The organism is Pseudomonas sp. B21-035 (assembly GCF_024748945.1).
Lineage (GTDB): Bacteria > Pseudomonadota > Gammaproteobacteria > Pseudomonadales > Pseudomonadaceae > Aquipseudomonas.
This window is the reverse complement of sequence record NZ_CP087179.1, coordinates 4,470,686-4,497,311: the sequence shown is the minus strand read 5'-3', so window position 1 is coordinate 4,497,311 and position 26,626 is coordinate 4,470,686. Positions and strand designations below refer to the sequence as shown.

Annotated in this window: 20 protein-coding genes, 2 tRNA genes and 2 rRNA genes; 16 read left to right on the top strand and 8 right to left on the bottom strand. The window is 60.6% G+C overall.

Features of this window, described 5'->3' with window-relative positions:
* The first annotated feature begins 217 nt into the window (after nt 1-217).
* The gene (locus LOY22_RS20495; protein WP_093380206.1) at nt 218-1,570 is read left to right on the top strand and encodes an MFS transporter; all 1,353 of its coding nucleotides are present in this window, start codon (nt 218-220) and stop codon (nt 1,568-1,570) included.
* A gap of 116 nt (nt 1,571-1,686) precedes the next feature.
* Here LOY22_RS20495 and rapA read toward each other — a convergent pair whose 3' ends face one another.
* Entirely contained in the window at nt 1,687-4,533 is a 2,847-nt protein-coding gene (rapA, locus tag LOY22_RS20490; RefSeq protein ID WP_258594625.1) for an RNA polymerase-associated protein RapA, read from the bottom strand.
* Nucleotides 4,534-4,652: 119 nt separating this feature from the next.
* Between rapA and LOY22_RS20485 the strand changes: the two genes are divergently transcribed.
* From LOY22_RS20485 to LOY22_RS20460, 7 genes are all read left to right on the top strand, one after another.
* Nucleotides 4,653-5,339 carry a M949_RS01915 family surface polysaccharide biosynthesis protein gene (locus LOY22_RS20485; RefSeq protein ID WP_258594623.1) on the top strand — a complete coding sequence of 229 codons (687 nt, stop codon included), beginning with the start codon at nt 4,653-4,655 and terminating at the stop codon, nt 5,337-5,339.
* A gap of 91 nt (nt 5,340-5,430) precedes the next feature.
* Nucleotides 5,431-5,760 (top strand): hypothetical protein, encoded by a 330-nt coding sequence (locus tag LOY22_RS20480; protein ID WP_045197844.1) that lies wholly within the window; start codon nt 5,431-5,433, stop codon nt 5,758-5,760.
* Between the two features lie 76 nt (nt 5,761-5,836).
* A complete protein-coding gene (locus LOY22_RS20475) occupies nt 5,837-6,001 on the top strand; it encodes a hypothetical protein (protein ID WP_093380215.1) in 165 nt (54 codons plus the stop codon).
* Nucleotides 6,002-6,135: 134 nt separating this feature from the next.
* Nucleotides 6,136-6,252, top strand: coding sequence for a cytochrome c oxidase subunit CcoM (ccoM, locus tag LOY22_RS26920; protein ID WP_010221102.1), 117 nt, complete (start codon nt 6,136-6,138; stop codon nt 6,250-6,252).
* A gap of 180 nt (nt 6,253-6,432) precedes the next feature.
* Nucleotides 6,433-8,421, top strand: a complete 1,989-nt coding sequence (locus LOY22_RS20470; protein ID WP_093380218.1) for an FUSC family protein — start codon at nt 6,433-6,435, stop codon at nt 8,419-8,421.
* Nucleotides 8,408-8,614, top strand: a complete 207-nt coding sequence (locus tag LOY22_RS20465; protein WP_258594619.1) for a DUF1656 domain-containing protein — start codon at nt 8,408-8,410, stop codon at nt 8,612-8,614. Before LOY22_RS20470 ends, LOY22_RS20465 begins: the two co-directional genes overlap by 14 nt.
* Before the next feature lie 11 nt (nt 8,615-8,625).
* Complete coding sequence (locus LOY22_RS20460) at nt 8,626-9,495, top strand: HlyD family secretion protein (RefSeq protein ID WP_093380221.1); 870 nt, start codon at nt 8,626-8,628, stop codon at nt 9,493-9,495.
* A 4-nt stretch (nt 9,496-9,499) separates the two neighbouring features.
* On the opposite strand, the gene LOY22_RS20455 is transcribed toward LOY22_RS20460, so the two are convergent.
* Nucleotides 9,500-10,258, bottom strand: coding sequence for an SDR family NAD(P)-dependent oxidoreductase (locus LOY22_RS20455; RefSeq protein WP_258594617.1), 759 nt, complete (start codon nt 10,256-10,258; stop codon nt 9,500-9,502).
* Between the two features lie 125 nt (nt 10,259-10,383).
* Here LOY22_RS20455 and LOY22_RS20450 point away from each other — a divergent pair, with 125 nt between their 5' ends.
* Complete coding sequence (locus LOY22_RS20450) at nt 10,384-11,301, top strand: LysR family transcriptional regulator (RefSeq protein WP_258594615.1); 918 nt, start codon at nt 10,384-10,386, stop codon at nt 11,299-11,301.
* Here the strand turns inward: LOY22_RS20450 and LOY22_RS20445 are convergent.
* Entirely contained in the window at nt 11,240-12,454 is a 1,215-nt protein-coding gene (locus LOY22_RS20445) for an ATP-binding protein (RefSeq protein ID WP_045197854.1), read from the bottom strand. The two genes, LOY22_RS20450 and LOY22_RS20445, sit on opposite strands and share 62 nt — an antisense overlap.
* Nucleotides 12,455-12,643: 189 nt before the next feature.
* On the opposite strand from LOY22_RS20445, the gene LOY22_RS20440 reads away from it, so the two are divergent.
* The gene (locus tag LOY22_RS20440) at nt 12,644-12,967 is read left to right on the top strand and encodes a DUF2025 family protein (RefSeq protein WP_045197857.1); all 324 of its coding nucleotides are present in this window, start codon (nt 12,644-12,646) and stop codon (nt 12,965-12,967) included.
* Between the two features lie 34 nt (nt 12,968-13,001).
* On the opposite strand, the gene LOY22_RS20435 is transcribed toward LOY22_RS20440, so the two are convergent.
* Both LOY22_RS20435 and LOY22_RS26915 read right to left on the bottom strand, forming a co-directional pair.
* Nucleotides 13,002-14,249, bottom strand: coding sequence for an amidase (locus tag LOY22_RS20435; protein WP_309475568.1), 1,248 nt, complete (start codon nt 14,247-14,249; stop codon nt 13,002-13,004).
* On the bottom strand, nt 14,237-14,443 hold the full coding sequence (locus tag LOY22_RS26915; protein ID WP_309475567.1) for a hypothetical protein: 207 nt from the start codon (nt 14,441-14,443) through the stop codon (nt 14,237-14,239). The genes LOY22_RS20435 and LOY22_RS26915 overlap by 13 nt, the downstream gene beginning before the upstream one ends.
* A gap of 105 nt (nt 14,444-14,548) precedes the next feature.
* Here LOY22_RS26915 and LOY22_RS20430 point away from each other — a divergent pair, with 105 nt between their 5' ends.
* A complete protein-coding gene (locus LOY22_RS20430) occupies nt 14,549-15,130 on the top strand; it encodes a TetR/AcrR family transcriptional regulator (protein ID WP_093380232.1) in 582 nt (193 codons plus the stop codon).
* Here the strand turns inward: LOY22_RS20430 and LOY22_RS20425 are convergent.
* Both LOY22_RS20425 and LOY22_RS20420 read right to left on the bottom strand, forming a co-directional pair.
* The gene (locus tag LOY22_RS20425) at nt 15,127-17,709 is read right to left on the bottom strand and encodes an EAL domain-containing protein (RefSeq protein ID WP_258594611.1); all 2,583 of its coding nucleotides are present in this window, start codon (nt 17,707-17,709) and stop codon (nt 15,127-15,129) included. The two genes, LOY22_RS20430 and LOY22_RS20425, sit on opposite strands and share 4 nt — an antisense overlap.
* A 58-nt stretch (nt 17,710-17,767) precedes the next feature.
* Nucleotides 17,768-18,841, bottom strand: a complete 1,074-nt coding sequence (locus tag LOY22_RS20420) for a diguanylate cyclase (protein WP_093380235.1) — start codon at nt 18,839-18,841, stop codon at nt 17,768-17,770.
* A 129-nt stretch (nt 18,842-18,970) separates the two neighbouring features.
* On the opposite strand from LOY22_RS20420, the gene LOY22_RS20415 reads away from it, so the two are divergent.
* Complete coding sequence (locus tag LOY22_RS20415; RefSeq protein ID WP_093380238.1) at nt 18,971-20,071, top strand: MBL fold metallo-hydrolase; 1,101 nt, start codon at nt 18,971-18,973, stop codon at nt 20,069-20,071.
* Here LOY22_RS20415 and LOY22_RS20410 read toward each other — a convergent pair.
* Nucleotides 20,068-20,961: a formate/nitrite transporter family protein gene (locus LOY22_RS20410; protein WP_213603466.1), complete on the bottom strand. Its 894-nt coding sequence runs from the start codon at nt 20,959-20,961 to the stop codon at nt 20,068-20,070. The two genes, LOY22_RS20415 and LOY22_RS20410, sit on opposite strands and share 4 nt — an antisense overlap.
* Before the next feature lie 666 nt (nt 20,962-21,627).
* Between LOY22_RS20410 and LOY22_RS20405 the strand changes: the two genes are divergently transcribed.
* The 4 genes from LOY22_RS20405 to LOY22_RS20390 all read left to right on the top strand — a co-directional run bounded on the left by LOY22_RS20405 (nt 21,628) and on the right by LOY22_RS20390 (nt 26,516).
* Nucleotides 21,628-23,164: ribosomal RNA gene (locus LOY22_RS20405) — 16S ribosomal RNA — on the top strand.
* A gap of 66 nt (nt 23,165-23,230) precedes the next feature.
* Nucleotides 23,231-23,307: transfer RNA gene (locus LOY22_RS20400), tRNA-Ile, on the top strand.
* A gap of 29 nt (nt 23,308-23,336) precedes the next feature.
* Nucleotides 23,337-23,412 (top strand) — tRNA-Ala (locus LOY22_RS20395).
* Nucleotides 23,413-23,626: 214 nt separating this feature from the next.
* Nucleotides 23,627-26,516 (top strand): 23S ribosomal RNA (locus tag LOY22_RS20390).
* Together the 16S and 23S rRNA genes with 2 tRNA genes alongside form the textbook arrangement of a ribosomal RNA operon.
* Nucleotides 26,517-26,626: the final 110 nt, after the last annotated feature.

Genomic DNA, 26,626 nt, shown 5'->3' with positions numbered 1-26,626 from the left:
AGGAGTATAGGAACTCAGCATTAGTCCATCCTGAATAATGGCATATTGATTCCTACGATTTGGTCATTGAACCAATAGCGCCAGGTTCTAAAACTGCAAATGGTTACAATTACCCGGTATCAGTCCGGTCAATGGTGGCAGACAGATCGGCAAGTGCCCTCTAGATTCAGTTCGGCGTGCTGGAAAGCCCCGAACAATAATAACGAGGGACTGATCGATGCAGAGCTCCACTCAAGCGGCCAACGCCTGGCGAATCCTGTTCCTGCTGTTTCTGGCCAACCTGTTCAACTTCTTCGACCGCACCATTCCCGCCATCATCATCGAGCCGATCCGCCTGGAATGGCACCTGAGCGACTTTCAGATCGGCTTGATCGGTACCGCCTTCACCCTGGTCTATGCCATTGCCGGCCTGCCGCTGGGGCGCCTGGCCGATAACGGTTCACGCAGCAAACTGATGGGGTGGGGGCTGATGGCCTGGAGCGGGTTGACAGCGGTCAATGGCATGGTCGGCAGCTTCTGGAGCTTTTTGCTGGTGCGCATGGGCGTAGGCATCGGTGAGGCCAGCTATGCGCCAGCCGCCAACTCACTGATCGGCGACCTGTTCCCCGCCGAGAAGCGCGCGCGGGCCATGGGCATCTTCATGCTCGGCCTGCCGTTGGGCCTGTTGCTGGCGTTCTTCACCATCGGCGCGATGGTGCAGGCCTTTGACAGCTGGCGGGCGCCGTTCTTTATCGCCGCAGTGCCCGGGTTGTTGCTGGCGCTGTTCATGTTCATGATCCGCGAGCCGGCGCGCGGCGCGGCGGAGTCGGTGGCGATCTCCCAGGCGCCCGTGGACCGGCCGTTGCGCCGGGTTCTGAGTGTGCCGACCTTCTGCTGGCTGGTGCTTGCGGGCCTTACCTTCAACTTCGCCACCTACGCCTGCAACTCGTTCATGGTGCCGATGCTGCAGCGTTACTTTTTGCTCTCGCTGCAGCAGGCCGCGGTGGCCACCGGGGTCATTGTCGGCCTGACCGGGCTGGTTGGCCTGACCCTTGGCGGCTGGATTGCCGACAAGGTACACCAGCGCTTTGCCAACGGGCGCTTGTTGTTCGGTGCCCTGAGCATGCTGATCGCCACCCTGGCCACCGCCTGGGCACTGCATGCCGGGCGGATCGAGATCGGCGTGTTCGTGGCGGTGTTCGGTGTCGGCTGGTTGTTTGCCTACAACTTCTATACCTGTGTCTACACCGCGATTCAGGATGTGGTGCAGCCGCGTCTGCGGGCCACGGCCATGGCGCTGTTCTTTGCCGGGCTTTATCTGCTCGGTGGCGGCCTGGGGCCGGTGGTGGTGGGGGCGCTTTCGGACCATTTTGCCGTGGCGGCCATGCAGGCAGCGGGGGCGGTGCAGATGAGCGAGGCATTCAAGGCTGAAGGCCTGCACGGGGCGATGTACCTGATACCGGTGGCGTTGATGTTGACGCTGGTGTTCCTGCTGCTGGCCTCGCGGTGCTTCAGCCGGGATGCGCAGAGGATGCGCGAGGGGATGGTGGCTGACAGCGAAATGATGGCCGCCAAGCCTGTGGTGGCTTGAAAAAGCATCGCGGGTCAAGTCGAGTCGTCGCACCGCCGCTCCCACAGAATCATCAATATCTCTGTGGGAGCGGCGGTGCGACGACTCGACTTGACCCGCGATTGAACCGATGCAAATTATCCGGCGACCAGCACCCGAATCGCTTCCAGGCGCAGCGCCGCTTTATCAAGCATCGCCAGGCCTTGTTCACGCTGCTTGCGCAGGGCGTCGATTTCGCTGTCGCGAACGGTCGGGTTGACCGCTTGCAGGGCGATCAGGCGCGCCAGCTCTTCATCGGTTTGCGCCGCCAGCCGGCGTTGGGCTTCGGCGACACGTTCGGCATGGCGCGGCATGATCTTGGCTTCGCCGTCGTTGATCCGCGGCGCCAGCACGTCGCGCTGGGCCTGGATGAACTTGTTGGCGCTGGCCTTGGGCACGCTCTCGAGCTGGTCGTTGAGGGTCTCGAAGGACACCCGCGAAGCCAGGTCGTTGCCGTTGGCGTCGAGCAGGCAGCGCAGCGCGGCCGGCGGCAAGTACCGGCCCAGCTGCAGGGCGCGCGGAGCCACCACTTCACTGACGTACAGCAGCTCCAGCAGCACGGTGCCGGGCTTGAGCGCCTTGTTCTTGATCAGCGCCACCGAAGTGTTGCCCATCGAACCGGACAGCACCAGGTCCATGCCGCCCTGGACCATCGGGTGCTCCCAGGTGATGAACTGCATGTCTTCACGTGACAGCGCCTGGTTGCGGTCGTAGGTGATGGTCACGCCTTCGTCGTCGCCCAGCGGGAAGCTGGCGTCGAGCATTTTTTCGCTCGGCTTGAGGATCAGGGCGTTTTCCGAGTGGTCTTCACTGTCGATGCCAAACGCGTCGAACAGGGTTTCCATGTAGATCGGCAGGGCGAACTGGTCATCCTGCTCAAGGATCGCCTCGACCAGCTCCTGGCCTTCACCGGCGCCACCGGAGTTGAGCTCCAGCAAACGGTCGCGACCGCTATGCAGCTCGGCTTCGAGGCGCTCGCGTTCGGCATGGGCCTCGTCGACCAGCGCTTGCCACTCATCGTCATCGCCGCTTTCGAGCAGCGGCAGCAGGCGCGGGCCAAACTGGTGCTGCAGGGCGTTGCCGGTCGGGCAGGTGTTGAGGAAGGCGTTCAGGGCCTGGTTGTACCACTGGAACAGGCGCTCTTGCGGGCTGTTCTGCAGGTGCGGCACGTGCAGCTCGATGGTGTGCTTCTGGCCAATGCGGTCCAGGCGGCCGATTCGCTGCTCGAGCAGGTCCGGGTGGGCTGGCAGGTCGAACAGCACCAAGTGGTGGGCGAACTGGAAGTTGCGGCCTTCACTGCCGATTTCCGAGCAGATCAGCACCTGGGCGCCGAATTCTTCGTCGGCGAAGTAGGCCGCAGCGCGGTCGCGCTCAAGAATGCTCATGCCTTCATGGAACACCGTCGCGGGGATACCGGAACGCACGCGCAGGGCGTCTTCCAGGTCCATGGCGGTTTCGGCGTGGGCGCAGATCACCAGGACCTTGACCCGCTTGAGCATCTTCAGGGTGTCGATCAGCCAGTCGACCCGAGGGTCGAAGCGCCACCAGCGCTCTTCTTCGCTGCCTTCGCTCTGGGACTGGAAAGCAACCTCAGGGTACAGCTCGGCGTGCTCGCCCAGCGGCAGCTCCATGTACTGGTCGGGGTTGGGCAGCGGGTAGGGGTGCAGGTTGCGCTCAGGGAAACCCTGGACCGCCGCGCGGGTGTTACGGAACAGCACGCGGCCGGTGCCGTGGCGGTCGAGCAACTCGCGAATCAGGCGGGCGCTGGCCTGGGTATCGCCATCGTTGACCGCAGCCAGCAGGGCTTCGCCTTCGGCACCGAGGAAACCCTCGATGGTGGCGTGGGCCTTGGGCGACAGGCGGCCTTCGTCGAGCAGCTCCTGGACCGCTTCGGCTACCGGGCGATAGTGCTCGCTTTCGGCGCGGAACGCGGCCAGGTCGTGGAATCGGTTCGGGTCGAGCAGGCGCAGGCGCGCGAAGTGGCTGTCCTGGCCCAGTTGCTCCGGGGTCGCGGTGAGCAGCAGCACGCCGGGGATGACCTCGGCCAGTTGCTCGACCAGGGCGTACTCGGGGCTGACCTGGTCTTCATGCCAGACCAGGTGGTGCGCCTCGTCGACCACCAGCAGGTCCCAGCCGGCGGCAAACAGCGCGTCCTGGGCCTTTTCGTCTTCAGTCAGCCATTCCAGGGCAACCAGCGCCAGTTGGGCATCCTCGAAGGGGTTGCTGGCGTCGCTTTCGATAAAGCGCTCGGCATCGAACAGCGCGACCTGCAGGTTGAAGCGCCGGCGCATTTCCACCAGCCACTGGTGCTGCAGGTTCTCCGGGACCAGGATCAGCACACGGCTGGCGCGGCCCGAGAGCAACTGGCGATGGATCACCAGGCCGGCTTCGATGGTCTTGCCCAGGCCTACTTCGTCGGCCAGCAGAACCCGCGGGGCGATACGGTCGGCCACTTCACGGGCGATATGCAACTGGTGGGCAATCGGTTGCGCGCGGGTGCCGCCCAGGCCCCAGAGCGACGACTGCAACTGACGGCTGGTGTGCTCGAGGGTGTTGTAGCGCAACGAGAACCACGGCAGCGGGTCGATCTGCCCGGCGAACAGGCGGTCACTGGCCAGGCGGAACTGGATGAAGTTCGACAGCTGGGTTTCCGGCAGGGTACGCGCCTGGTTCTGCGCGTCGAGGCCGTGATAGACCAGCAGGCCGTCGACATCCTCGACCTCGCGCACGGTCAGCTTCCACCCTTCGAAATGGGTGATCTGGTCGCCAGGCGAGAAGCGCACCCGGGTCAGGGGCGCATTGCGCAGGGAGTACTGGCGGGTGTCGCCAGTGGCCGGGTAGAGCACGGTCAACAAGCGGCCGTCCTGTGCCAGAACGGTCCCCAGACCTAGCTCGGCTTCGCTGTCGCTGATCCAGCGTTGCCCCGGTTGATACTGCTGCGCCATACTGCCTGACTCCCGCCATGAAAAAGCCGACTATCTTAACGGATAGCTCTGTGCAGACCAAAGAGTCTAGCAACTTCATCGACGAAAACCGCTGTCGCCATTGAGGGCCCGATACAGCCATGCCGATCTCCAACCCGTGGTTCATCCGAACGCTGGCCGTGGCGGGCGTGCTTCTGCTGGCTGCCTGTGACAACAAAGGTTTCGAAATTCTGGCGCCGATTCCCGCTGCGCAACTCGAGGCCCTGGGCGTGCAATCGCCGGTGCAGAGCGTGCATTACCACGACCGCGAGGGCGAAGGTTTGCTGGTGCTCAGCCGCAATGACGACCAGGTCAGCGATGAAGAGACCGATCAGGACGTCGATCGCGTGGTGCTCACGGCAACGCTGTATGAGCGCCAGGGCGATGACAGCTTCAAGCCGCGCTGGAAGATCGAGAACGAGACCACCTGCTCCGGGCTCGACCTGGATGTCGGCTTTTATACCGACGTCAGCGGCGTCAGTGACCTCGACAACAACGGCCTGGCCGAGCTGACGGTCGCCAGCCACGCCTTTTGTGGCGGCGGCGTCGACCCCCATGAACTGCGTGTCGAGTTGCGTGAGGGCCAGGCCAGCTATGCTATCAATGGCCAGTCGCTGATCGCTATCGAGGGCGAGCAGCCATATGGCGGTGAGCGCGAAGACAGCCCGTCGCTCAAGGATGCACCACAAGTGTTGCGCGATCACGTGAACGACGTCTGGAACAAAGTGCTCAAACGGCCGTGGAGCGAAGCCCAGCCCGCCCCGACGGACGAGGACGAAGAACAGTAGCCGGCAACTGTGAAGCGCCCCGCACATTTTGCCGGCACTGGCTCAAGGCCCGTGGCCATCAGCCGACACACTGGCGACAGGAGATCATCCCATGCTGCCGCCCCTCATCCCGCTCAGTGCTGCACCCGTGACACAACAACTGGACCCGGTAAAGCCGACGCCAGACATCAAGCCCGTGGTCCCGGCGCAACCGAGCTCCAGCGACAGTACCATTGACCTCAAGCAGCGTGACCCGGAGCAGGCCGCGATCCTCTTGCGCGAAGAGCAGCGCCGTCAGCAGCGCCGACGCCCGTCGAGCCAGGACGAAGAGCTGTACCAGGCGTTGCCCGGCGATGAAGTCAACGCCGACAACACCGTGCCGGTGGCACCCTTGATGGGTGAGCAGCCGCGCCAGGGGCTGCTGGTGGACATCGAAGTCTGAAGATACAAGCGCCACTGGTCAGCGCCGGCTGCAGCCTTCATGATTGCAGCACTGCAGTCAGCTTTCCGAGCCCGCCATGAGCCAAGAAAACAACCTGATCGACCTCGGTGCCGAACGTGCACGCCGGGTCCACGACCTCAATGAAAAGCGTCTGAACGAAGTTCGTCAGGCGTTCGAGCAGGCCATGCCGCTGGGCAAGGCCAAGAAGAAAAAGCCCAAGGGCAAACCCAAGAAGCGCTGAAAACTTGATGCAGGTCAAGCCTGCACCCGCCTTGCGCGCCCGGTTCCGGGCGCTATTGACCTCGGTCAATTTCCTCCCCCGAACCATTCGCTACCTTAAGCCCATCGGACAGGTTCAGGCGAATGGAGGCCGACATGTTCTTCGATAATGTGGTTATCGCTGGAGTGATTACGGTCGGTCTGATGCTGATGTTCTTCGTCGGATTCGGAATATTCATCTGGAAAGACTCGAACAAGCGCAAAGAGCGCTGATCCTTTCCAGTCACGAGCACGCAAGGCATTTAGGGCGACTTCGGTCGCCCATTTTTTTGTCTGGTGAAAAAACCTTTCAGCACCTCTGGACTATTAATAGTTAGCTAGCTAATAATTAAGTCCTGAACTTCTCGCTTCATCCTGACTATCTTTACTACACCGTCGTTCAAGGTGCGTCCCGTGCCCATCACGTTGCAGGCCCTGCTGGCGCCAAACAAAACCGCTGTGCAATTTGCCCTCAAAACCCTGCTCGGTGGCGGCCTGGCCCTGTGGCTGGCGCTGCGCTGGGGGCTTGAGCAGCCGGCCTGGGCACTGATGACCGCGTTCATCGTTGCCCAGCCGCTGTCGGGGATGGTGGTGCAGAAGGGCCTGGCGCGCCTGCTCGGCACCCTGGTCGGCACGGTCATGTCGGTGCTGTTCATTGGCGCCTTCGCCCAGACCCCGTGGCTGTTCCTGTTCGCCCTGGCCTTGTGGCTGGCGCTGTGCACCGCCTGCTCGACCTTGCTGCGCAGTGCCTGGGCTTATTCGTTCGTGCTGGCCGGTTACACCGTGGCAATCATCGCTTTGCCGGCCATCAACCATCCGCTGCTGGTGTTCGACCAGGCGGTGGCGCGCTGTACCGAAATTTGCCTGGGGATTGTCTGCGCCACGGCCACCAGCGCCTTGCTCTGGCCGATGCGCGTCGAGCAACAGCTGAGCGGGCAGGCGCGCCAGGCCTGGCAAAGCGGGCTGCAGGCCGCCAGCGCCGCCTTGAGTGGTGAAGAACAGGGGCGCAAGGGCCTGCTGGAGATTCTCGGGCGCATCGTGGCGGTGGATTCCCAGCGTGAACATGCCTGGTTCGAAGGCAGCCTCGGCCGTCAGCGCGCCCGGGCGATTCGCGGGCTGAGCCAGAAACTGCTGGTGCTGCTGCGCATTTCCCGTTCGGTGCGCCGGCAATGGCGGCAACTGGATGAACAGCAGGCGCAGCACCTGGCGCCGTGGCTGGAAGAGGTTCAGGCGCTGCTGGCCAGCCCCGACCAGGCCAGCCTGTTGCTGTTGCGCCAGCGTGTCTGGGATGCAGCCCACGATGAGCAAATCAGCTCCGCCGAGCATTACTGCCTGGCGCGCCTGACCTTGCTGCTGGACAACGCCATGGCTGCGACCCTAGCCCTGCGTGGGGTAGAGGAGGGCAAGCCGGCCGTCGATGTACCCGACAGCCTGGCGGTTCACCGCGATGTATCGCTGGCGCTGCTGTTCGGCTCGCGCAGCGCCCTGGCGTTCCTGGCCATGGCCAGCTTCTGGTTGGCCACTGCCTGGCAGGCTGCCCCCGGTGGCCTGGTGCTGACCTGCGTGGTCTGCAGCTTGTTCGCCAGCCGCGAGAATGGCGCGCAGATCGGCATGAGTTTTTTGCGCGGGATACTGTTGGCGATACCGGTGGCATTCGTGGTCGGGCAGATCCTCCTGCCGGAGCTCAGCGGTTTTGCCATGCTCTGCCTGGCCATGGGCGTGCCGCTGTTCTTTGGCGCCCTGGGCATGGCCAATCCGCGTATTGGCGCCACCGCTACTTCTTATTGCCTGCACTTTATCGTGCTGGTGGCGCCGCTCAATGTCATGAGTTTCGATGTCGCCAACTTCTTCAACAGCGCCCAGGCCATGCTCATGGGGGTCGGCGCCGCAGTGCTGGCGTTCAAGTTGCTGGTGCTGCGCAACCCGGCCTGGCATGGCAAGCGCCTGCGCGCTGCCACCCAAAGCGATCTGGTGCGCCTGACCCGCCGCGACCTGCGCGGCGCCGACAGCTGGTTTGGTGGACGCATGGCCGATCGCCTGTTGCAACTGGCCCGGCACTACGGCGCCTTGCCCGAACAGGAGCGCGGGCGTTGGGACGATGGCCTGCACGGCCTGGATATCGGCGACGAGCTACTGCACCTGCGCATGTGCCTGGCAGTCGCCCAGGCGCCGGTGGCCGCCGCCGAGCGCCAGTACCTGCAACAACTTGAATCAGTATTGGCCAGCGGCCCGGCCCCGGGGCGTGGCCAGCGCCTGGATGCGGCCAGCGAGCAGTTCATCGACGCACTGCAGAGCGTGCCTTCGAGTGACCCGCTGCGCCTGGCCATCGGTGCTGTGCTGCAATTGCAGAAGAGCTGGGGCAAGTGGTGCCGTCGACAGGAGGAAATCCATGGGCTTGCGTGAATGGGCGCTGGGCGGTGTGTTGCTCAGTCCGTTTCTGCTGTATGTGTTGTTGGCCTTGCTGCTGACCGGGGTGTTGCGCCTGTTGTTGCGCTACACGCCGTTGGGGCGCTGGGTCTGGCATGAGGCGTTGTTCGACTGCGCGCTGTTCGTTTGTATTCTGACCCTGGTGGCCCACGTGCTGGGGCCGTTATAAGGAGTGTGACCATGCGTGCTGCTGTACGTATCGCAGTAACCCTGTGCCTGGTGGCGGTGGCGATTTTTGCCGGCTGGAAGCTCTGGCAGTACTACATGCTCACGCCCTGGACCCGTGATGCGAAGATTCGCGCCGACGTGGTGATCATTGCCCCGGACGTATCTGGCTGGGTACGTGAGCTGAAGGTGCGTGACAACCAGCAGGTCAAGGCCGGCGAGTTGCTCATGTCGATCGACCGTGACCGCTTCGAGGCCGCCCTGGACAAAGCCAACGCCGTGGCCGAAACCCGCCAGCAACAACTGCGCCTGCGCGAACACGAAGCCTCGCGCCGTGCCGCCCTCGGCCCTCAGGCGATCAGCGCGGAACTGCGCGAAAATGCCCAGATCAACGCCGCCGTTGCCCGTGGCGAATTGCGCGAAGCGTTGGCTGAGGTCAAGGTCGCGGCCATCAACCTGGCGCGCAGCCAGGTCAAGGCGCCGCGCAGCGGGCATATCACCAACCTGCGCCTGGCCGAAGGCAACTACGTCAATGCCGGGCAGTCGGTGATGGCCCTGGTGGACGACTCGACCTTCTACGTCCAGGCCTACTTCGAAGAGACCAAGCTGCCACGCATCCGCGTCGGTGACCCGGTCAAGGTCTGGCTGATGAGCGCTGGCGAGCCTATGCAGGGGCATGTCGAGAGCATCAGCCGCGGCATCACCGACCGCAACGCCAACCCCGACAGCCAGTTGCTCGCCGAAGTAGAACCGACCTTCAACTGGGTGCGCCTGGCCCAGCGCATTCCGGTGCGGATCAAGCTTGATCAGGTGCCTGAAGGGGTCAACCTCAGCGCCGGCATGACCGCCAGTGTGCAGGTGCGCGAGGACCAAGTGCAGCGCTGAGCGCTTAAAGAAACATGCCGCCGGAGACTTCCAGACGCTGGCCGGTAATCCAGCCGCCGCCATCGCCAAGCAACAGGGCAACTGCGGCGCCGATGTCGTCTGGCAGGCCGACCCGGCCCAGGGCGGTGTTGCCGGCGATAAAGTCATTGACCTCGGTGTTGTCACGCACCACGCCGCCGCCGAAATCGGTTTCGATCGCCCCCGGGGCGAGGATGTTGACGCGAATGCCACGCGCCCCTAGCTCTTTGGCCTGATAGCGGGTCAGCACCTCCATGGCGCCTTTCATGGCCGCATAGGCGGCATAGCCGGGCAGGGCAAAGCGGGTCAGGCCGGTAGAAATATTGACGATCCGGCCCTGCTCGGCAATCAGCGGCAGCAAGCGTTGGGTCAGGAAGAACGGGCCTTTGAGCTGGATATTGAACAGCTGCTCGACCTGCGCTTCGCTGGTTTCGCTGAACGGTGCATTGATACCGATGCCGGCATTGTTGACCAGAAAGTCCAGCTGCTGACGGCCAAACACCTGTTGCAGGGTGGCGCTCAGCTGGTGGGCAAAGGCCTCGAAGCTGGCGCTATTGCTCACGTCCAGTTGCAGCATGGCCGCTCGAACGCCGCTGGCCTCAAGGGTTTTGACCAGCGCCTGGGCTTCGTCGGCCTTGCTGTGGTAGGTGCCGATGATATCGATGCCCTGGGCAGCCAGGTGCTGGGCGGTGTTCTTGCCCAGGCCGCGGCTGGCGCCGGTGATCAATGCGATTTTGCGGGTCATGGTGTGGTCCTCGTGGTCGAACCGGTGGCTGAAGTCGGGAGGAGTTTATTGGTCGCACATGGGCTGATAAATCCACCGAAATCGGAAATACTGGTCGGATAATCCGAACAGTTGGATGCTCCTTCATGAACAAGCTGGAACTGCTGCGCACCTTTGTCCGGGTCAGCGAGCTGGCAAGTTTTACCTTGGCCGCCGAGAGCCTGGGGTTGCCGCGCTCGAGTGTCTCCGAACAGGTTCAGGCCCTGGAAACGCTGCTTGGCGCGCGCCTGTTCAATCGCACCACGCGGCGGGTGCAGGCGACCCAGGATGGCCTGCAACTGTACGAGCGTAGCAAAGACCTGCTGGGGCGCATGGATGAGCTGGAGGGGCTGTTTCGCACGGATGCCGCCGCCCTCAGCGGACGCTTGCGCATCGATCTGCCGACCTTGGTGGCACGGCGCATCATCTTGCCGAACTTGCCGCAGTTCGTTGACCGCCACCCGGGCCTGACCCTGGAAATCAGTTGCACTGATCGCCAGGTCGACCTGCTGCGTGAGGGTTTTGACTGCGTGCTGCGCATCGGCATGTTGAGCGACCTGAACCTGGTCGCCCGGCCCCTGGGTAGCTTGCCCATGATCAATTGCGCGAGCCCCGCCTACCTGCAGCGCTTTGGTACACCCACCCGCCTGTCGGACTTGGCCAACCACCAGTTGATTCACTATGTGAGGCAAATGGGCGCCCGCAGCCCGGGCTTCGAATATCAACAGGATGGCGCCACGCGTTACCAGGCCATGCCCGGGGTCATCACCGTCAACAGCAGCGAAGCCTACGAAAGCGCCTGCCTGGCCGGGCTGGGGCTGATTCAGGCACCGGCCGCAGGTTTGCGCGAGTACATCGAGCGCGGCGAGCTGGTACCGGTGCTGCAGGCCTTCAATGCGCCGCCGATGCCGGTGTCATTGCTTTACGCCGGGCAACTGCACCTGCCGCAACGGGTGCGGGCATTCATGGACTGGCTGGCGCAGTTGCTTCAGGCACCACTCGATCAAGCGGCAAGCGAAAGGTAAACAGCGTACCGGCTTCGGCGCTCGACACCACCTCCATGCGCCCGCCGTGGGCCAGGGCAATCTGGTTGGCGATATACAGGCCCAGGCCCAGACCGGGTTGCGGCGCATCATCGCGTGGCCGTGAAAAGGGCTGGAACAACTGCGCCATCACCTGGGGTGCAATCGGTTCACCGAGGTTGTGCACACCGAGGACGAACACCCGCTCGCGGATATCGGCCATGACATTTACCGGGCTGTCGGCGGCGCCGTGGGTGAGGGCGTTGGCAATCAGGTTGGACAGCAGTTGGGTGACCCGTTCACGGTCGCATTGGATGTCGCCGAGATCGCCGATGTTCAGCCGAATCAAGCGCTGCGGATGCACCCGTTGCAGCTCCGAAGCCACGTGGCTGAGGGCGTCGGCCAGATCCGGGCAGGGTTGGACGTTGATCATGATGCCGTTGCCCAGGCGGCCACGGGCAAAATCCAGGACATCGCGGACCAGCTGGTTGGCGCGCCGGCCACAGGTCAGGATGTGCTGGGCGATGGCGCGGCTTTTTTCGTCCTGCAGGCGCTGGCTGAGCAGTTCGGCACCGGCGGTGATGGCGAACAGCGGATTGCGCAGGTCGTGGCCGAGCACGGCGATGAACTGTTCACGCAAGTCGGCGATGGCGCGTTCTTCTTCCAGGGCCTGTTCGGTTTGCTGGGCGTTCTCTTCGCTTTCGATCTGGATCGACAGCAGGCGGGCGAAGGACTCCATCATCGGCTGGATGGCGCTGCCCTTGAGATTGGCCGGCAATGGGTCGAGGGCGCAGATGGTGCCGAAGAAGCTGCCGTCGGTGCGAAACACCGGCACCGAAATATAGCTTTCGAACTTGTAGATACGCGGGGTGTGGTGGTTGCAGTACAGCTCGTCTTCGCTGGCCTTGTCGATCACGATGGTCTGGTGGCTGGCGCGGATCTCGTGACACAGGGTGGTGATCAGGTCGAGTTCGCCGCCGACCTCCAGGCCAAAGCCCAGCGAGTCGAGCACCGCGCAGGCCGTCCAGCTGCTGTCGGTGACCCGGGCGACGGCGGCGAAACGCAAGCCGGTGGTCTCGCAGATCACCTGCAGGATGGCCGGTACTGCGTTGATTCGGCTGATCGTGGCGATATCGGAAGTGACGGCGGTGCTCATGAATCATCCACGTTCGCTGACTACTGGAAGGCGTTGAGAAAGATAAGTCTAGCGAGCAACTGCCGCTTGGGTAAAAAAATCCTTTACCGAATGCGATGAATTTCCATTAACCTTGATCCCCGAGTTGCCCGCCAGAGCGCAACCCCTATCGCCCAGCGTGCCAATCCCCTTTTTCAAGTGAGGTTTGACATGCACATCACATCCCAGGATATCTGCGCCGCTGCTGACCAGCTCAAGGGCTTTGTCGGCTTTCATCGCAAGCTTGGCAAGCACATCGTGCGTTTCAGCGAAGACTCGTTCGGCATGGACGTGGCTGACGATAGCATCACCCCGAGCAACGAATTCGTCTGGCAGGCCGCCGAGGCCGAGGTCATGACCTTGAGCCGAGCCTTGATCGAGATTCTTCTGGCGCAGAACGTCGATGAACGGTTGAATGTGACCGAGCCGCTGCGGGTTTACCTGCGCCGCAAGGATTTGCCGGAGATCGCCGCGCAGCGACGGCTGCGGGCCTGAGCGGCCACATCGCCGGCGTTGCCGGCGGTGCTTTTCAACTATGCGCCGCCCAGACCGGCGGGGTGCGCCCGCGCCAGGGCAACGCCTGCTCCAGTTGCCCGGCCAGGCTCAGCAGCAGGCGCTCCCCCGCAGCCCCGGCGGTAAACTGCATACCCACCGGCAAGCCGCTGGCCGGATCCTGATACAGCGGCAGCGACATCGACGGCGTACCGCCGATGTTGGCCAGGGCGGTGAAAGGCGAGTGGTTGAACACCCGGTGCATCCAGCCCAACCCGTCGAGCTGTTCCTGGCCGGCGTTGTAGGCGCCGATCACCGGCGGCAACTGACTCAGGGTCGGGCTCAGCAACAGGTCAAAGCGCTTGAAGAACCCGCCCAGTTGCCGGCTGACCTGATTGCGCTGGTCCATCGCCGCCAGCAGGTCGGTAGCCGGCAGCGCCTGGCCGTAACGGTGAAGCGCCAAGGTTGCCGGTTCCAGCCAGTCAGCATCGAGCGGGCGACCCGTCTGGGCACTCAATGCGTCGAGCCAGGCTGCGGTATTGCTGGCCCAGAAGCGCGCGTTCATCTCGACAAAAGCATCCCACGACAGGCCGATGTCCAGGTCTACCTGCTCGCACCGGTGGCCAAGACCTTCAAGGGTGCGGACCAGGCCCTGTAGCGCCTCGAGCATCAGCGGATCGCTGCGCTGGCCATTGAGCGGATGCAACTGCACGGCAATTTTCAACGGCCCAGGCGCTTGCTTGAGCGCACTCAGGTAACTGCCCTGTGCTGGCGCCACCTGGAACGGGTCACCGGGTTCTGCCCCGGCCATGCAATCGAGCAGCAGGGCGCTGTCACGCACCGAACGGCTGAGCACCCCCTGTACCGCCAGGCCGTTCCAGGCCTCGTCCAGGAACGGCCCCATGGAAATCAACCCGCGGCTGGGCTTCAAGCCAAACAAGCCGCAGGCTGCAGCCGGCACCCGGATCGAACCGCCGCCATCGGTGGCATGGGCCACCGGCACCATGGCGCTGGCTACCGCTGCTGCCGAACCGCCGCTGGAGCCACCGGCGCTGTGGTTCAGGTCCCAGGGGTTGCGGGTCGGGCCGCACAGGCGCGATTCGGTGGTGGTGCTGATCGCCAGTTCCGGGACGGTAGTGCGCCCCAGGGTGAGCAATCCTGCGCGGCGAAACCGCTGCATCAGGAACGAGTCGGCACTGCTGCCGGTGCCCTGGGCCAGGCGGCTGCCGAACTCATGAGCACGGCCCTGCATGCTGATCGCCAGGTCCTTGATCAGAAACGGCACGCCATACAACGGACCTTCAGCAGCGCTTGGCAGAGGTTCGTCCTGCCAATGTTCAGCCAGCGCATTGAGCCGGGTTCGACGTTGGCGATGGCCTGTTGCGCCGCCGCCTGCACTTCAACGGCACTGACTTGCCTTCGAGCAATCAGCTCGGCCAGGCCAATGGCATCGAATTGCACATATTCACTCACCTTCATTGCGCACTCCCGGGGCAATTGACGATAAAATACCGATGGGTATCGAGCGATACTCAAGAGTATAGAATGATACTGATTAGTATCGTCGTCAACCGGAGTCTGCCCATGCGTTCGCAACGAATCGCCCGCTTGCCCCCGCGCGAGCGGGTCCTGGATGCCGCCCACGAGCTGTTTTTCAACGAGGGCATCAGCCGTGTCACCGTCGATGCCATTGCTGCCAAGGCAGAAACCACCAAGATGACCGTGTACCGGCATTTCGAATCCAAGGACGTGCTGGTAGTGGAGTGGTTGCGTCTGTTGATGGCCGAATACGATGAACTATGGGCGCGCCTGGCCGAACAGTTCAACGGCCAGCCGACGCGACAGATCCTCGGATTTGCCGAATTCCTGGTCCAGGAACCGCTACTGTCTTCGCACCGTGGCTGCGCCTATACCAACACCCTGGCGGAGTTGCCGGTGTGTGACAGCCCGGCACGCGAGTTGATCGAGGCGCACAAGCGTCGTCAGGCGGCGCGCCTGGTGCGCTTGTGCAAAGAGGCAGGGATGGTAGAACCGCAGCAGGCAGCGTTCGAACTGACGCTGCTGCTTGAGGGGGTACAGATCGTTGCGCAGAACAAGGGCTTCGACCAGGTCGGGCCGAACCTGCTCAAGCTGGTGCGGGCGCGGTTGGGGTTACCTGCGGCCTAGGAGACGCTGGCGCGGTTGTTGTCGGCAGATTGCAGCAGCGCCTCGAAAGCCAGTTTGTCGATCGGTTTGCTCAGGTAGTAGCCCTGCACCTCGTGGCATTGCTCCTTGCCCAGGGCCTTGAGTTGCTGCTCGGTCTCCACCCCTTCGGCGGTCACGGTCAGGCCCATGGCCTTGCCCAGGTTGATGATCGCCTGCACCACGGCGCGGTCGTTGCCATCGCTGCTGAGCCCGGCGATGAAGCGCTTGTCGATCTTGATGCTGTCGAACGGGTAGGTACGCAGGTAGCCCAGCGACGAGTAACCGGTGCCGAAGTCATCCATGTTCAGGCGCACGCCCAGTTCCTTGAGCGCGTTCATGGTGCCCAGCGCACCTTCGATATCGTTGAGCATCACGTTCTCGGTGATCTCCAGTTCCAGGCGCTGGGCTGGGAAGCCGGTCTCGACCAGAATCTGGTGAACATCCCTGACCACGTCGCTGCGCGAGAACTGCGCAGGCGAAAGGTTGACCGAAACCAGCAGGCCGGCCGGCCAGTTGCGCGCGGTTTCACAGGCTTCGCGTAGCACCCAGCGGCCCAGAGGCACGATCAGGTCGGTCTGCTCGGCCAAGGGGATGAAGGTGTCCGGGCCTAATAGACCCTCGACTGGATGCTGCCAGCGCACCAAGGCCTCGACCGAGACGATCTCGAGGGTCTCGAGGCGGTAGCGGGGCTGGTAGTGAAGGATGAACTCGTTGTTTTTCAGCGCCTTGCGCAAGTCGTTTTCCAATTGACGGCGGTACTGGATCTGCTCGTTCATCTCTGGCGAGAAGTAACGCCAGGTGTTCTTGCCCTCGGCCTTGGCCTGGTACAGGGCGATGTCGGCGCAGCGGATCAGCTCGCCGGCATCGAAGCCCTGCAGGCGCGTTTGCGCCACACCGAGGCTGGCGCCGATGTGCAGGGCCTGTTCTTCGAAGTAGATCGGCTGGTGCAGGCTGTCGATCAAGCGCGCGCAAAAGCGGTCGATTTCGTTGCGGCTGTCCATGCCGTTCATCACCAGCACGAACTCGTCGCCACCCAGCCGCGCCACCAGGTCGCCGTCACGGGTCGATTCGCGCAGGCGCGCGGCTACCTCAAGCAACACGGCGTCGCCGGCAGCGTGGCCGAGGGAATCGTTGATCGGCTTGAAGCTGTCCAGGTCAAGCAACAGCAAGGTCAATGGAGTGGCGTCCTGGCCCTTGAGCAATGCCTGATCAAGAAAGCGTGAGAGCTTGTTGCGGTTGGCCAGGCCCGTCAGCGCGTCGTGCATCGACAGGTGCTGGATGCGCGCATGGGCCGCCACCTCATCGGTAATGTCGCTGGCGGTGCCGCGATAGCCGACCAGCTTGCCATCGAACACGATCGAGCGCGCCGAGACCCGGCAGAAGCGCACCTGGCCGGTATGGTCGCGGTAGGCGCAGCGCAGGTTGGCGACCTGCTGCGAGTCGGAATCGGCCTGGTTGTCGAGCCACTGGATCAGCGGCGTGGTCTCGCAACTGAGCAATTGATTGAGCGGCTGGCCCAGCCAGTCTTCACTCTGAAAACCGGTCACGGCGACGAAGCGCTGGGACAGGTAGCTGAGGCGGTGATGGCGGTCGGTTTCCCAGATCCAGTCCGAGGCCGCCTCGGCCACGGCGCGAAAGCGTTGCTCGCTGGCTTCCAACGCCAGGTTGCTGGCTTGCAGGCGGCGCAGGTTGGCATCGATTTGCCGTGAAGTGCGCAGGGCATAGCGGAAGAAGTACACCATCAGCAGGCCCAGCACCAGCATGGCGCCAAGCAGCGGCGGCAACACGGCCCAGAGCAGTTGGTCGCCAGGGCGCGGGGTGATCCAGTCGAGCCGGTAGCCGGTGTCGCCGAGCATCAGGCTGGGCTGGTCCGCCAGCGGCGCGTCGGCTTTTTCGATGTGCATGCCGGCAAGGCCGACACCGGTGCCCAGGCGGGTGAGTTTTTCCGGGGTCAGCTGATCGACGAAGAGCATGACCGAGGTGGTTTGCGGGTCGATGCTCAGCACCTCGTCGTCCGGGCGAATGGCGGCGGCAACCAGCACGGCGGGCCAGCCGTTGAACAACACATGCTCGGTGATCTGCTGGCGCTCGGCTGCAACTTTGCGCGCCTTGGCGATAATCGGGCCCAACGGGTTCTCTATATAGGTGCTCGCTGGCGCCTTGATCAACTGGCCTTTGAACAGGGCGTATTTGGTGGTTTGGTCATCGACGACGAACACCCCTTCGTAGCCGCTGGCGGTGTACAGCGAATCGCCGACGTTCTTCTCGTCATAGGCCCAATGCAGGTCGGGGCTGGCATTGAGGTGCTCGTAAGCGGCGTTCCATACCGCATAGCTGGAGAGAAACTGGCGCGACGACTCCAGGCGCTGGTCCAGGGCTTTATGGGCGTAGAAACTGCTTTTTTCCCGCTCGTTGGCATTGAGCGTGGTGGCGATGTTGAACAATGCCCCCAGGGCGATCAGGCAGGCCAGGGCGAACAACGCGGCAATCGCGGCAATAAGCTTGCGCGTCTGCAGGCTGGGGCGCTGGCTGGCTGGCGGAACATCGGCAATCCTGTCCATACGCGAGCTGTTCCTTAATGAAGCAGCATCCCTGCGGCCGTACCGCAAGGACGAACGTTCAGTCAGGATAGGCCAGCTTCAGCGCGCTGAGGTCCGAATGGGCGAAATTGACCTGGTTACGCCCGGCTTTCTTCGCGCAGTACAGGGCTTTGTCGGCCTCGTTGAGCCAGGCTTCAGGGTCGGGCAGGGCCGCGCTGCAACTGGCCAGGCCGATACTGAGGCTGATGCGCAGCTCCGGCAGTTGCGGGTTGCGGTAGCTGCCAACCCGCTCGCGCAGGCGTTCCATGGCCTGACTGGCGTGTTCCATGCGGGTATCCGGCAGAATCACGCAGAACTCGTCACCGCCGTAGCGTCCGGCCAGGTCATCTTCGCGCAGGGTGCGTTTGAGCTCGTTGCTCAACTGGTGCAGGACGCAATCGCCGACCACATGGCCGTAGGTGTCGTTGATGGCCTTGAAATGGTCAATATCGATGATCGCGATCACCGCCTCGCGGCCTTGCTGCTGGCAGATCTGGAACTTGAGCTGCAGCAGGTCCTTCCACGAGCCGTGATTGAGCAGGCCGGTGAGGCTGTCGGTACGGCTCAGGGCGCTTAGCCGGCGCTTGTGCTCAGACAGCTTCATCGCCAGGCGGTAGCAGACCCAGCCAACGGCCATGGGATACAGGGTCAGCATCGGCAGGCAGGCATAGACCTGCAGGGTGCTGGCATGCAATTGCAGCCCGGGGCCGAACAGGGCCATCGACACCAGCATGCCCAGGCCCTGGATCAGCAGGCCCTTGATGAACAGGCGCTGGCCACCGGCAGCGAAGTTGTTCATGGCCATCATCGCCAGGATGGTCACGCTGGGCAGGGGATTGAACTGCAGGGTGGCGGTCCAGAACCCGCCCATCAGCGAGTCCAGTTGCAGGTTGCGGTACTCGGCGTGATACGGAACCTTGGCGCGCAAGGCAATCTGATAAGCCAGGTGCGGCCACACCAGGCCGTTGAACAGCAGCAGGCCCCATACCCAGGCGGGCACCGGCAGGCTGGAAATCCCGGCCATAACGCTGAGCATGCCGATCCCCAGGCCGATGATGCGCGGCAGGTAGATCCGCTGTACAAATGAAAGTCCCTTGCCGTTTTTCTTTTCCATCATGGATGCTGGTCTGTTCCGGGGCGCCGTTTATCGCATAAATGCTGTCAATATTGTTGAACAATCGCAGGCTGTTGAAAAATGGCCTTACAAGCCATTTCACGGTTGATGCAATCACTGTGGGGTACCATGAAACTTACCTTCATCCTTGGAGTGTTTCTGCTCATGGCCCCGCTGACTCCCCAGGCCGGTGAACCGGCGCAACGCCAGGATGGGCGTTATCGCAACCAGGCGCAGTTGCCCCAGGACGGGGTGATGAAAAAACTGCGTATCGGCCTCAAGTACCTGTTCCTGAAAAAGCCCGCCGATACCCGCCCCAGTGTCAGCATCGCCGTGCAGCCACTGAGCCGCCAGCAGTTGCTCGAGGCCCCGGACCACAGCGTCTGGCGCCTGGGGCATTCCACGGTATTGCTGAAACTGCGCGAGCGCTTCTTCATTACCGACCCGGTGTTCGCCGAGCGCGCCTCGCCGGTGCAATGGGCCGGGCCCCTGCGCTTTCACCCGCCACCGCTGAAACTCGAGGAGTTGCCGCCGTTGACCGCGGTGATCCTCTCCCATGACCACTTTGACCACCTCGACGAGCAGGCCATACGCCAACTGGCCGTTAGCGCCGAGCACTTTATTGCGCCTTTGGGGGTGGGCGATATTCTGATCGGCTGGGGCGTACCGGCGGCCAAGGTCAGGCAGCTGGATTGGTGGCAGGAAACCAGCGTCGAAGGTGTGCGATTTGTCGCCACCCCGGCGCAGCATTTTTCTGGCCGCGGCCTGTTCGACAGCAACAGCACCCTGTGGGCCTCCTGGGTGATGATCGATGACCAGCTGAAAGTGTTCTTCAGTGGCGATACCGGCTATTTCGCCGGCTTCAAGGAAATCGGCAGGCAGTACGGTCCCTTCGACCTGACCCTGATCGAAACCGGCGCCTACAACGTCAATTGGCCTGATGTACACATGCAGCCCGAGCAAAGCCTGCAGGCGCACCTCGACCTGCGCGGGCGCTGGCTGTTGCCGATTCATAACAGCACCTTCGACCTCTCCACCCACAGCTGGCATGAACCCTTCGACCGTATCCTGGCCCTGGCCAACGCGGCGCAGGTACCTTTGAGCACGCCGCAGATCGGCGAGCGGGTCAGTATCGAGCAGCCACACAGCGGGCCGGCCTGGTGGCAGCCCAAGCCACAACGGGAATTACGCAAGGGCGGTGAGCGGGCGCTGGCGGCGCGCGAGCCCTAGGGCTCCTTGTCTGCCGACGGTTGTTTGTGCGGCTCACGGCGGGGCAGGGCGGAGGGTGGCTTGCCGCTATCGCTGCGCACTTGGGCGTGGCTGATCAGGGCGAATATAAAGCTGCCGCCTATGATGTTGCCGATCAGCGTCGGTGCTGCGAAGTCCAGCCAGAAGGCCGCCCAGCTTACCTCTCCGGCCCAGACCAGGTAGGAAACTTCCACCGAGCCTACAACAATATGGGTGAAATCACCCAGGGCCATCAGGTAGGTGATCATCAGGATGATCCATACCTTGGCAGTCTCCATCGACGGGATCATCCACACCATGGTGGCGATCATCCAGCCCGAGATGATGCCCTTGGCGAACATCTGGTTCAGGTCGTTCTCCATCACCTTGCGGCCAACGTCGAGAAAGGCGACGTCGGTCTTGCTGTCGAAGATCGGCAGGTTGAGCATCACGTAAGACACCAGGATGGTGCCGGCCAGGTTACCGACCAGCACCACCGACCATAAACGCAGCAAGCGGCCGAAGTTGCGCACGGTCGGTTCGGTCATTACCGGCAACACCGCCGTCAGGGTGTTTTCGGTAAACAGTTGCTGGCGGGCGAGGATCACCGCGAGAAACCCGGCCGAGTAGCCGAGGCTGGCAATCACTTGGCTGCTGTCGCCTTGCGGCAGGCGCGAATAGAACAGCCCCATGGCCATCAGCGACAGGCCCATGGTCAGGCCGGCAGCCAGCGCCGACCAAAACAGTGCGGCAATGGTGCGCTCCAGTTCCTGATCACCCTGATAACGAATGATCTCGTGTAGCACCGCCGCGCGGGGCGGCTGGTTGTGGCTGACTTCCTGCTCTTCGTCTGCAGACAGGCCCGGGGTCTTGCCGCTTTGCGCTTCACTCATGGCGGTGGCTCATCTTGTAGGGTGCCTTATCTACAGATCAACGCGGCTTTGAATAGTTGCTTTAAAGGATGGTAGCTGCAAGCTTCAAGCTTCAAGTTGAGCGCGGTGCTGCCGCTTTTACTTGCAGCTTGAAGCTTGTGGCTTATAGCCAAAACGCCCCCGCTGAAACAAAGTTGAAATAAGTCCTTGACGCCCCCGCGGATGTGTCTATAATTCGCCCCACTTCCGGCGCAGTCGGAACTGAAAACTCCTTGAGTTTCAAAGAGTTAGCGGTTCCAGGGTCATCCGGAGGTGCTTCGATCGAAAGATTGGCAGCGGTGAAAAAGGCAGTTGACAGCGGTTTGAAACGCTGTAGAATTCGCCTCCCGCTACGAGAGATCGCAGCGAGTCAAGTGTTTGAAGCGAAACGAAAAACTTCAAAATAAACGCTTGACAGGCTCTGAGGAAAGCGTAGAATGCGCGCCTCGGTTGAGACGAAAAAGCTCTTAACCAACCGCTCTTTAACAACTGAATCAAGCAATTCGTGTGGGTGCTTGTGAGCTCAGACTGATAGTCAAAAAGATTATCAGCATCACAAGTGGCTACACGAAAATCGAAAGATTTGAAAGTAAGTCATTTGAGATTGCTGAGCCAAGTTTAGGGTTTTCTCAAAACCCAAGCAGTATTGAACTGAAGAGTTTGATCATGGCTCAGATTGAACGCTGGCGGCAGGCCTAACACATGCAAGTCGAGCGGATGAGAAGAGCTTGCTCTTCGATTCAGCGGCGGACGGGTGAGTAATACCTAGGAATCTGCCTGGTAGTGGGGGGCAACGTTTCGAAAGGAACGCTAATACCGCATACGTCCTACGGGAGAAAGCAGGGGACCTTCGGGCCTTGCGCTATCAGATGAGCCTAGGTCGGATTAGCTAGTTGGTGAGGTAATGGCTCACCAAGGCGACGATCCGTAACTGGTCTGAGAGGATGATCAGTCACACTGGAACTGAGACACGGTCCAGACTCCTACGGGAGGCAGCAGTGGGGAATATTGGACAATGGGCGAAAGCCTGATCCAGCCATGCCGCGTGTGTGAAGAAGGTCTTCGGATTGTAAAGCACTTTAAGTTGGGAGGAAGGGTACTTACCTAATACGTGAGTATTTTGACGTTACCGACAGAATAAGCACCGGCTAACTCTGTGCCAGCAGCCGCGGTAATACAGAGGGTGCAAGCGTTAATCGGAATTACTGGGCGTAAAGCGCGCGTAGGTGGTTTGTTAAGTTGGATGTGAAATCCCCGGGCTCAACCTGGGAACTGCATCCAAAACTGGCAAGCTAGAGTAGGGCAGAGGGTGGTGGAATTTCCTGTGTAGCGGTGAAATGCGTAGATATAGGAAGGAACACCAGTGGCGAAGGCGACCACCTGGGCTCATACTGACACTGAGGTGCGAAAGCGTGGGGAGCAAACAGGATTAGATACCCTGGTAGTCCACGCCGTAAACGATGTCAACTAGCCGTTGGAATCCTTGAGATTTTAGTGGCGCAGCTAACGCATTAAGTTGACCGCCTGGGGAGTACGGCCGCAAGGTTAAAACTCAAATGAATTGACGGGGGCCCGCACAAGCGGTGGAGCATGTGGTTTAATTCGAAGCAACGCGAAGAACCTTACCAGGCCTTGACATGCAGAGAACTTTCCAGAGATGGATTGGTGCCTTCGGGAACTCTGACACAGGTGCTGCATGGCTGTCGTCAGCTCGTGTCGTGAGATGTTGGGTTAAGTCCCGTAACGAGCGCAACCCTTGTCCTTAGTTACCAGCACGTTATGGTGGGCACTCTAAGGAGACTGCCGGTGACAAACCGGAGGAAGGTGGGGATGACGTCAAGTCATCATGGCCCTTACGGCCTGGGCTACACACGTGCTACAATGGTCGGTACAGAGGGTTGCCAAGCCGCGAGGTGGAGCTAATCTCACAAAACCGATCGTAGTCCGGATCGCAGTCTGCAACTCGACTGCGTGAAGTCGGAATCGCTAGTAATCGCGAATCAGAATGTCGCGGTGAATACGTTCCCGGGCCTTGTACACACCGCCCGTCACACCATGGGAGTGGGTTGCACCAGAAGTAGCTAGTCTAACCTTCGGGAGGACGGTTACCACGGTGTGATTCATGACTGGGGTGAAGTCGTAACAAGGTAGCCGTAGGGGAACCTGCGGCTGGATCACCTCCTTAATCGACAGACATCAGCTGTCTTATGAGCTCCCACACGAATTGCTTGATTCATTGAAGAAGACGATTGGGTCTGTAGCTCAGTTGGTTAGAGCGCACCCCTGATAAGGGTGAGGTCGGCAGTTCGAATCTGCCCAGACCCACCAATTACATGTGGTGCAGCCTGTAGCAATACGGGGCCATAGCTCAGCTGGGAGAGCGCCTGCCTTGCACGCAGGAGGTCAGCGGTTCGATCCCGCTTGGCTCCACCACCTTACGTCAAAGCTTAGAAATGAATATTCGTATCGAATATTGATTTCTGAACTTTTTCAGAATCGTTCTTTAAAAATTTGGGTATGTGATAGAAAGATAGACTGGACAGCACTTTCACTGGTGTGTGTTCAGGCTAAGGTAAAATTTGTGAGTAATTACAAGTTTTCGGCGAATGTTGTCTTCACAGTATAACCAGATTGCTTGGGGTTATATGGTCAAGTGAAGAAGCGCATACGGTGGATGCCTTGGCAGTCAGAGGCGATGAAAGACGTGGTAGCCTGCGATAAGCTTCGGGGAGTCGGCAAACAGACTTTGATCCGGAGATCTCTGAATGGGGGAACCCACTCAGCATAAGCTGAGTATCTTGTACTGAATACATAGGTGCAAGAGGCGAACCAGGGGAACTGAAACATCTAAGTACCCTGAGGAAAAGAAATCAACCGAGATTCCCTTAGTAGTGGCGAGCGAACGGGGACTAGCCCTTAAGTGGCTTTGAGATTAGCGGAACGCTCTGGAAAGTGCGGCCATAGTGGGTGATAGCCCTGTACGCGAAAATCTCTTAGTCATGAAATCGAGTAGGACGGAGCACGAGAAACTTTGTCTGAATATGGGGGGACCATCCTCCAAGGCTAAATACTACTGACTGACCGATAGTGAACCAGTACCGTGAGGGAAAGGCGAAAAGAACCCCGGAGAGGGGAGTGAAATAGATCCTGAAACCGTATGCGTACAAGCAGTGGGAGCCTACTTGTTAGGTGACTGCGTACCTTTTGTATAATGGGTCAGCGACTTATATTCAGTGGCGAGCTTAACCGAATAGGGGAGGCGTAGCGAAAGCGAGTCTTAATAGGGCGTTTAGTCGCTGGGTATAGACCCGAAACCGGGCGATCTATCCATGGGCAGGTTGAAGGTTAGGTAACACTGACTGGAGGACCGAACCGACTACCGTTGAAAAGTTAGCGGATGACCTGTGGATCGGAGTGAAAGGCTAATCAAGCTCGGAGATAGCTGGTTCTCCTCGAAAGCTATTTAGGTAGCGCCTCATGTATCACTGTAGGGGGTAGAGCACTGTTTCGGCTAGGGGGTCATCCCGACTTACCAAACCGATGCAAACTCCGAATACCTACAAGTGCCGAGCATGGGAGACACACGGCGGGTGCTAACGTCCGTCGTGAAAAGGGAAACAACCCAGACCGTCAGCTAAGGTCCCAAAGTTATGGTTAAGTGGGAAACGATGTGGGAAGGCTTAGACAGCTAGGAGGTTGGCTTAGAAGCAGCCACCCTTTAAAGAAAGCGTAATAGCTCACTAGTCGAGTCGGCCTGCGCGGAAGATGTAACGGGGCTCAAACCATACACCGAAGCTACGGGTATCACTTAGGTGATGCGGTAGAGGAGCGTTCTGTAAGCCTGTGAAGGTGAGTTGAGAAGCTTGCTGGAGGTATCAGAAGTGCGAATGCTGACATGAGTAACGACAATGGGAGTGAAAAACTCCCACGCCGAAAGACCAAGGTTTCCTGCGCAACGTTAATCGACGCAGGGTTAGTCGGTCCCTAAGGCGAGGCTGAAAAGCGTAGTCGATGGAAAACAGGTTAATATTCCTGTACTTCTGGTTATTGCGATGGAGGGACGGAGAAGGCTAGGCCAGCTTGGCGTTGGTTGTCCAAGTTTAAGGTGGTAGGCTGAGATCTTAGGTAAATCCGGGATCTTAAGGCCGAGAGCTGATGACGAGTTGCCATTAGGCGACGAAGTGGTTGATGCCATGCTTCCAAGAAAAGCTTCTAAGCTTCAGATAACCAGGAACCGTACCCCAAACCGACACAGGTGGTTGGGTAGAGAATACCAAGGCGCTTGAGAGAACTCGGGTGAAGGAACTAGGCAAAATGGCACCGTAACTTCGGGAGAAGGTGCGCCGGTGAGGGTGAAGGACTTGCTCCGTAAGCCCATGCCGGTCGAAGATACCAGGCCGCTGCGACTGTTTATTAAAAACACAGCACTCTGCAAACACGAAAGTGGACGTATAGGGTGTGACGCCTGCCCGGTGCCGGAAGGTTAATTGATGGGGTTAGCTAACGCGAAGCTCTTGATCGAAGCCCCGGTAAACGGCGGCCGTAACTATAACGGTCCTAAGGTAGCGAAATTCCTTGTCGGGTAAGTTCCGACCTGCACGAATGGCGTAACGATGGCGGCGCTGTCTCCACCCGAGACTCAGTGAAATTGAAATCGCTGTGAAGATGCAGTGTATCCGCGGCTAGACGGAAAGACCCCGTGAACCTTTACTATAGCTTTGCACTGGACTTTGAATTTGCTTGTGTAGGATAGGTGGGAGGCTTTGAAGCGTGGACGCCAGTTCGCGTGGAGCCATCCTTGAAATACCACCCTGGCAACTTTGAGGTTCTAACTCAGGTCCGTTATCCGGATCGAGGACAGTGTATGGTGGGTAGTTTGACTGGGGCGGTCTCCTCCTAAAGAGTAACGGAGGAGTACGAAGGTGCGCTCAGACCGGTCGGAAATCGGTCGTAGAGTATAAAGGCAAAAGCGCGCTTGACTGCGAGACAGACACGTCGAGCAGGTACGAAAGTAGGTCTTAGTGATCCGGTGGTTCTGTATGGAAGGGCCATCGCTCAACGGATAAAAGGTACTCCGGGGATAACAGGCTGATACCGCCCAAGAGTTCATATCGACGGCGGTGTTTGGCACCTCGATGTCGGCTCATCACATCCTGGGGCTGAAGCCGGTCCCAAGGGTATGGCTGTTCGCCATTTAAAGTGGTACGCGAGCTGGGTTTAGAACGTCGTGAGACAGTTCGGTCCCTATCTGCCGTGGACGTTTGAGATTTGAGAGGGGCTGCTCCTAGTACGAGAGGACCGGAGTGGACGAACCTCTGGTGTTCCGGTTGTCACGCCAGTGGCATTGCCGGGTAGCTATGTTCGGAAGAGATAACCGCTGAAAGCATCTAAGCGGGAAACTTGCCTCAAGATGAGATCTCACTGGAGCCTTGAGCTCCCTGAAGGGCCGTCGAAGACTACGACGTTGATAGGTTGGGTGTGTAAGCGCTGTGAGGCGTTGAGCTAACCAATACTAATTGCCCGTGAGGCTTGACCATATAACACCCAAGCAATTTGAGCGAAAGCCAGATTGCGGTGTTGTGAAGACTGCACAGCCGAAGATTTGTAACTCACAAACATCACATACCCGATTCGCTGGAGTGTCTGA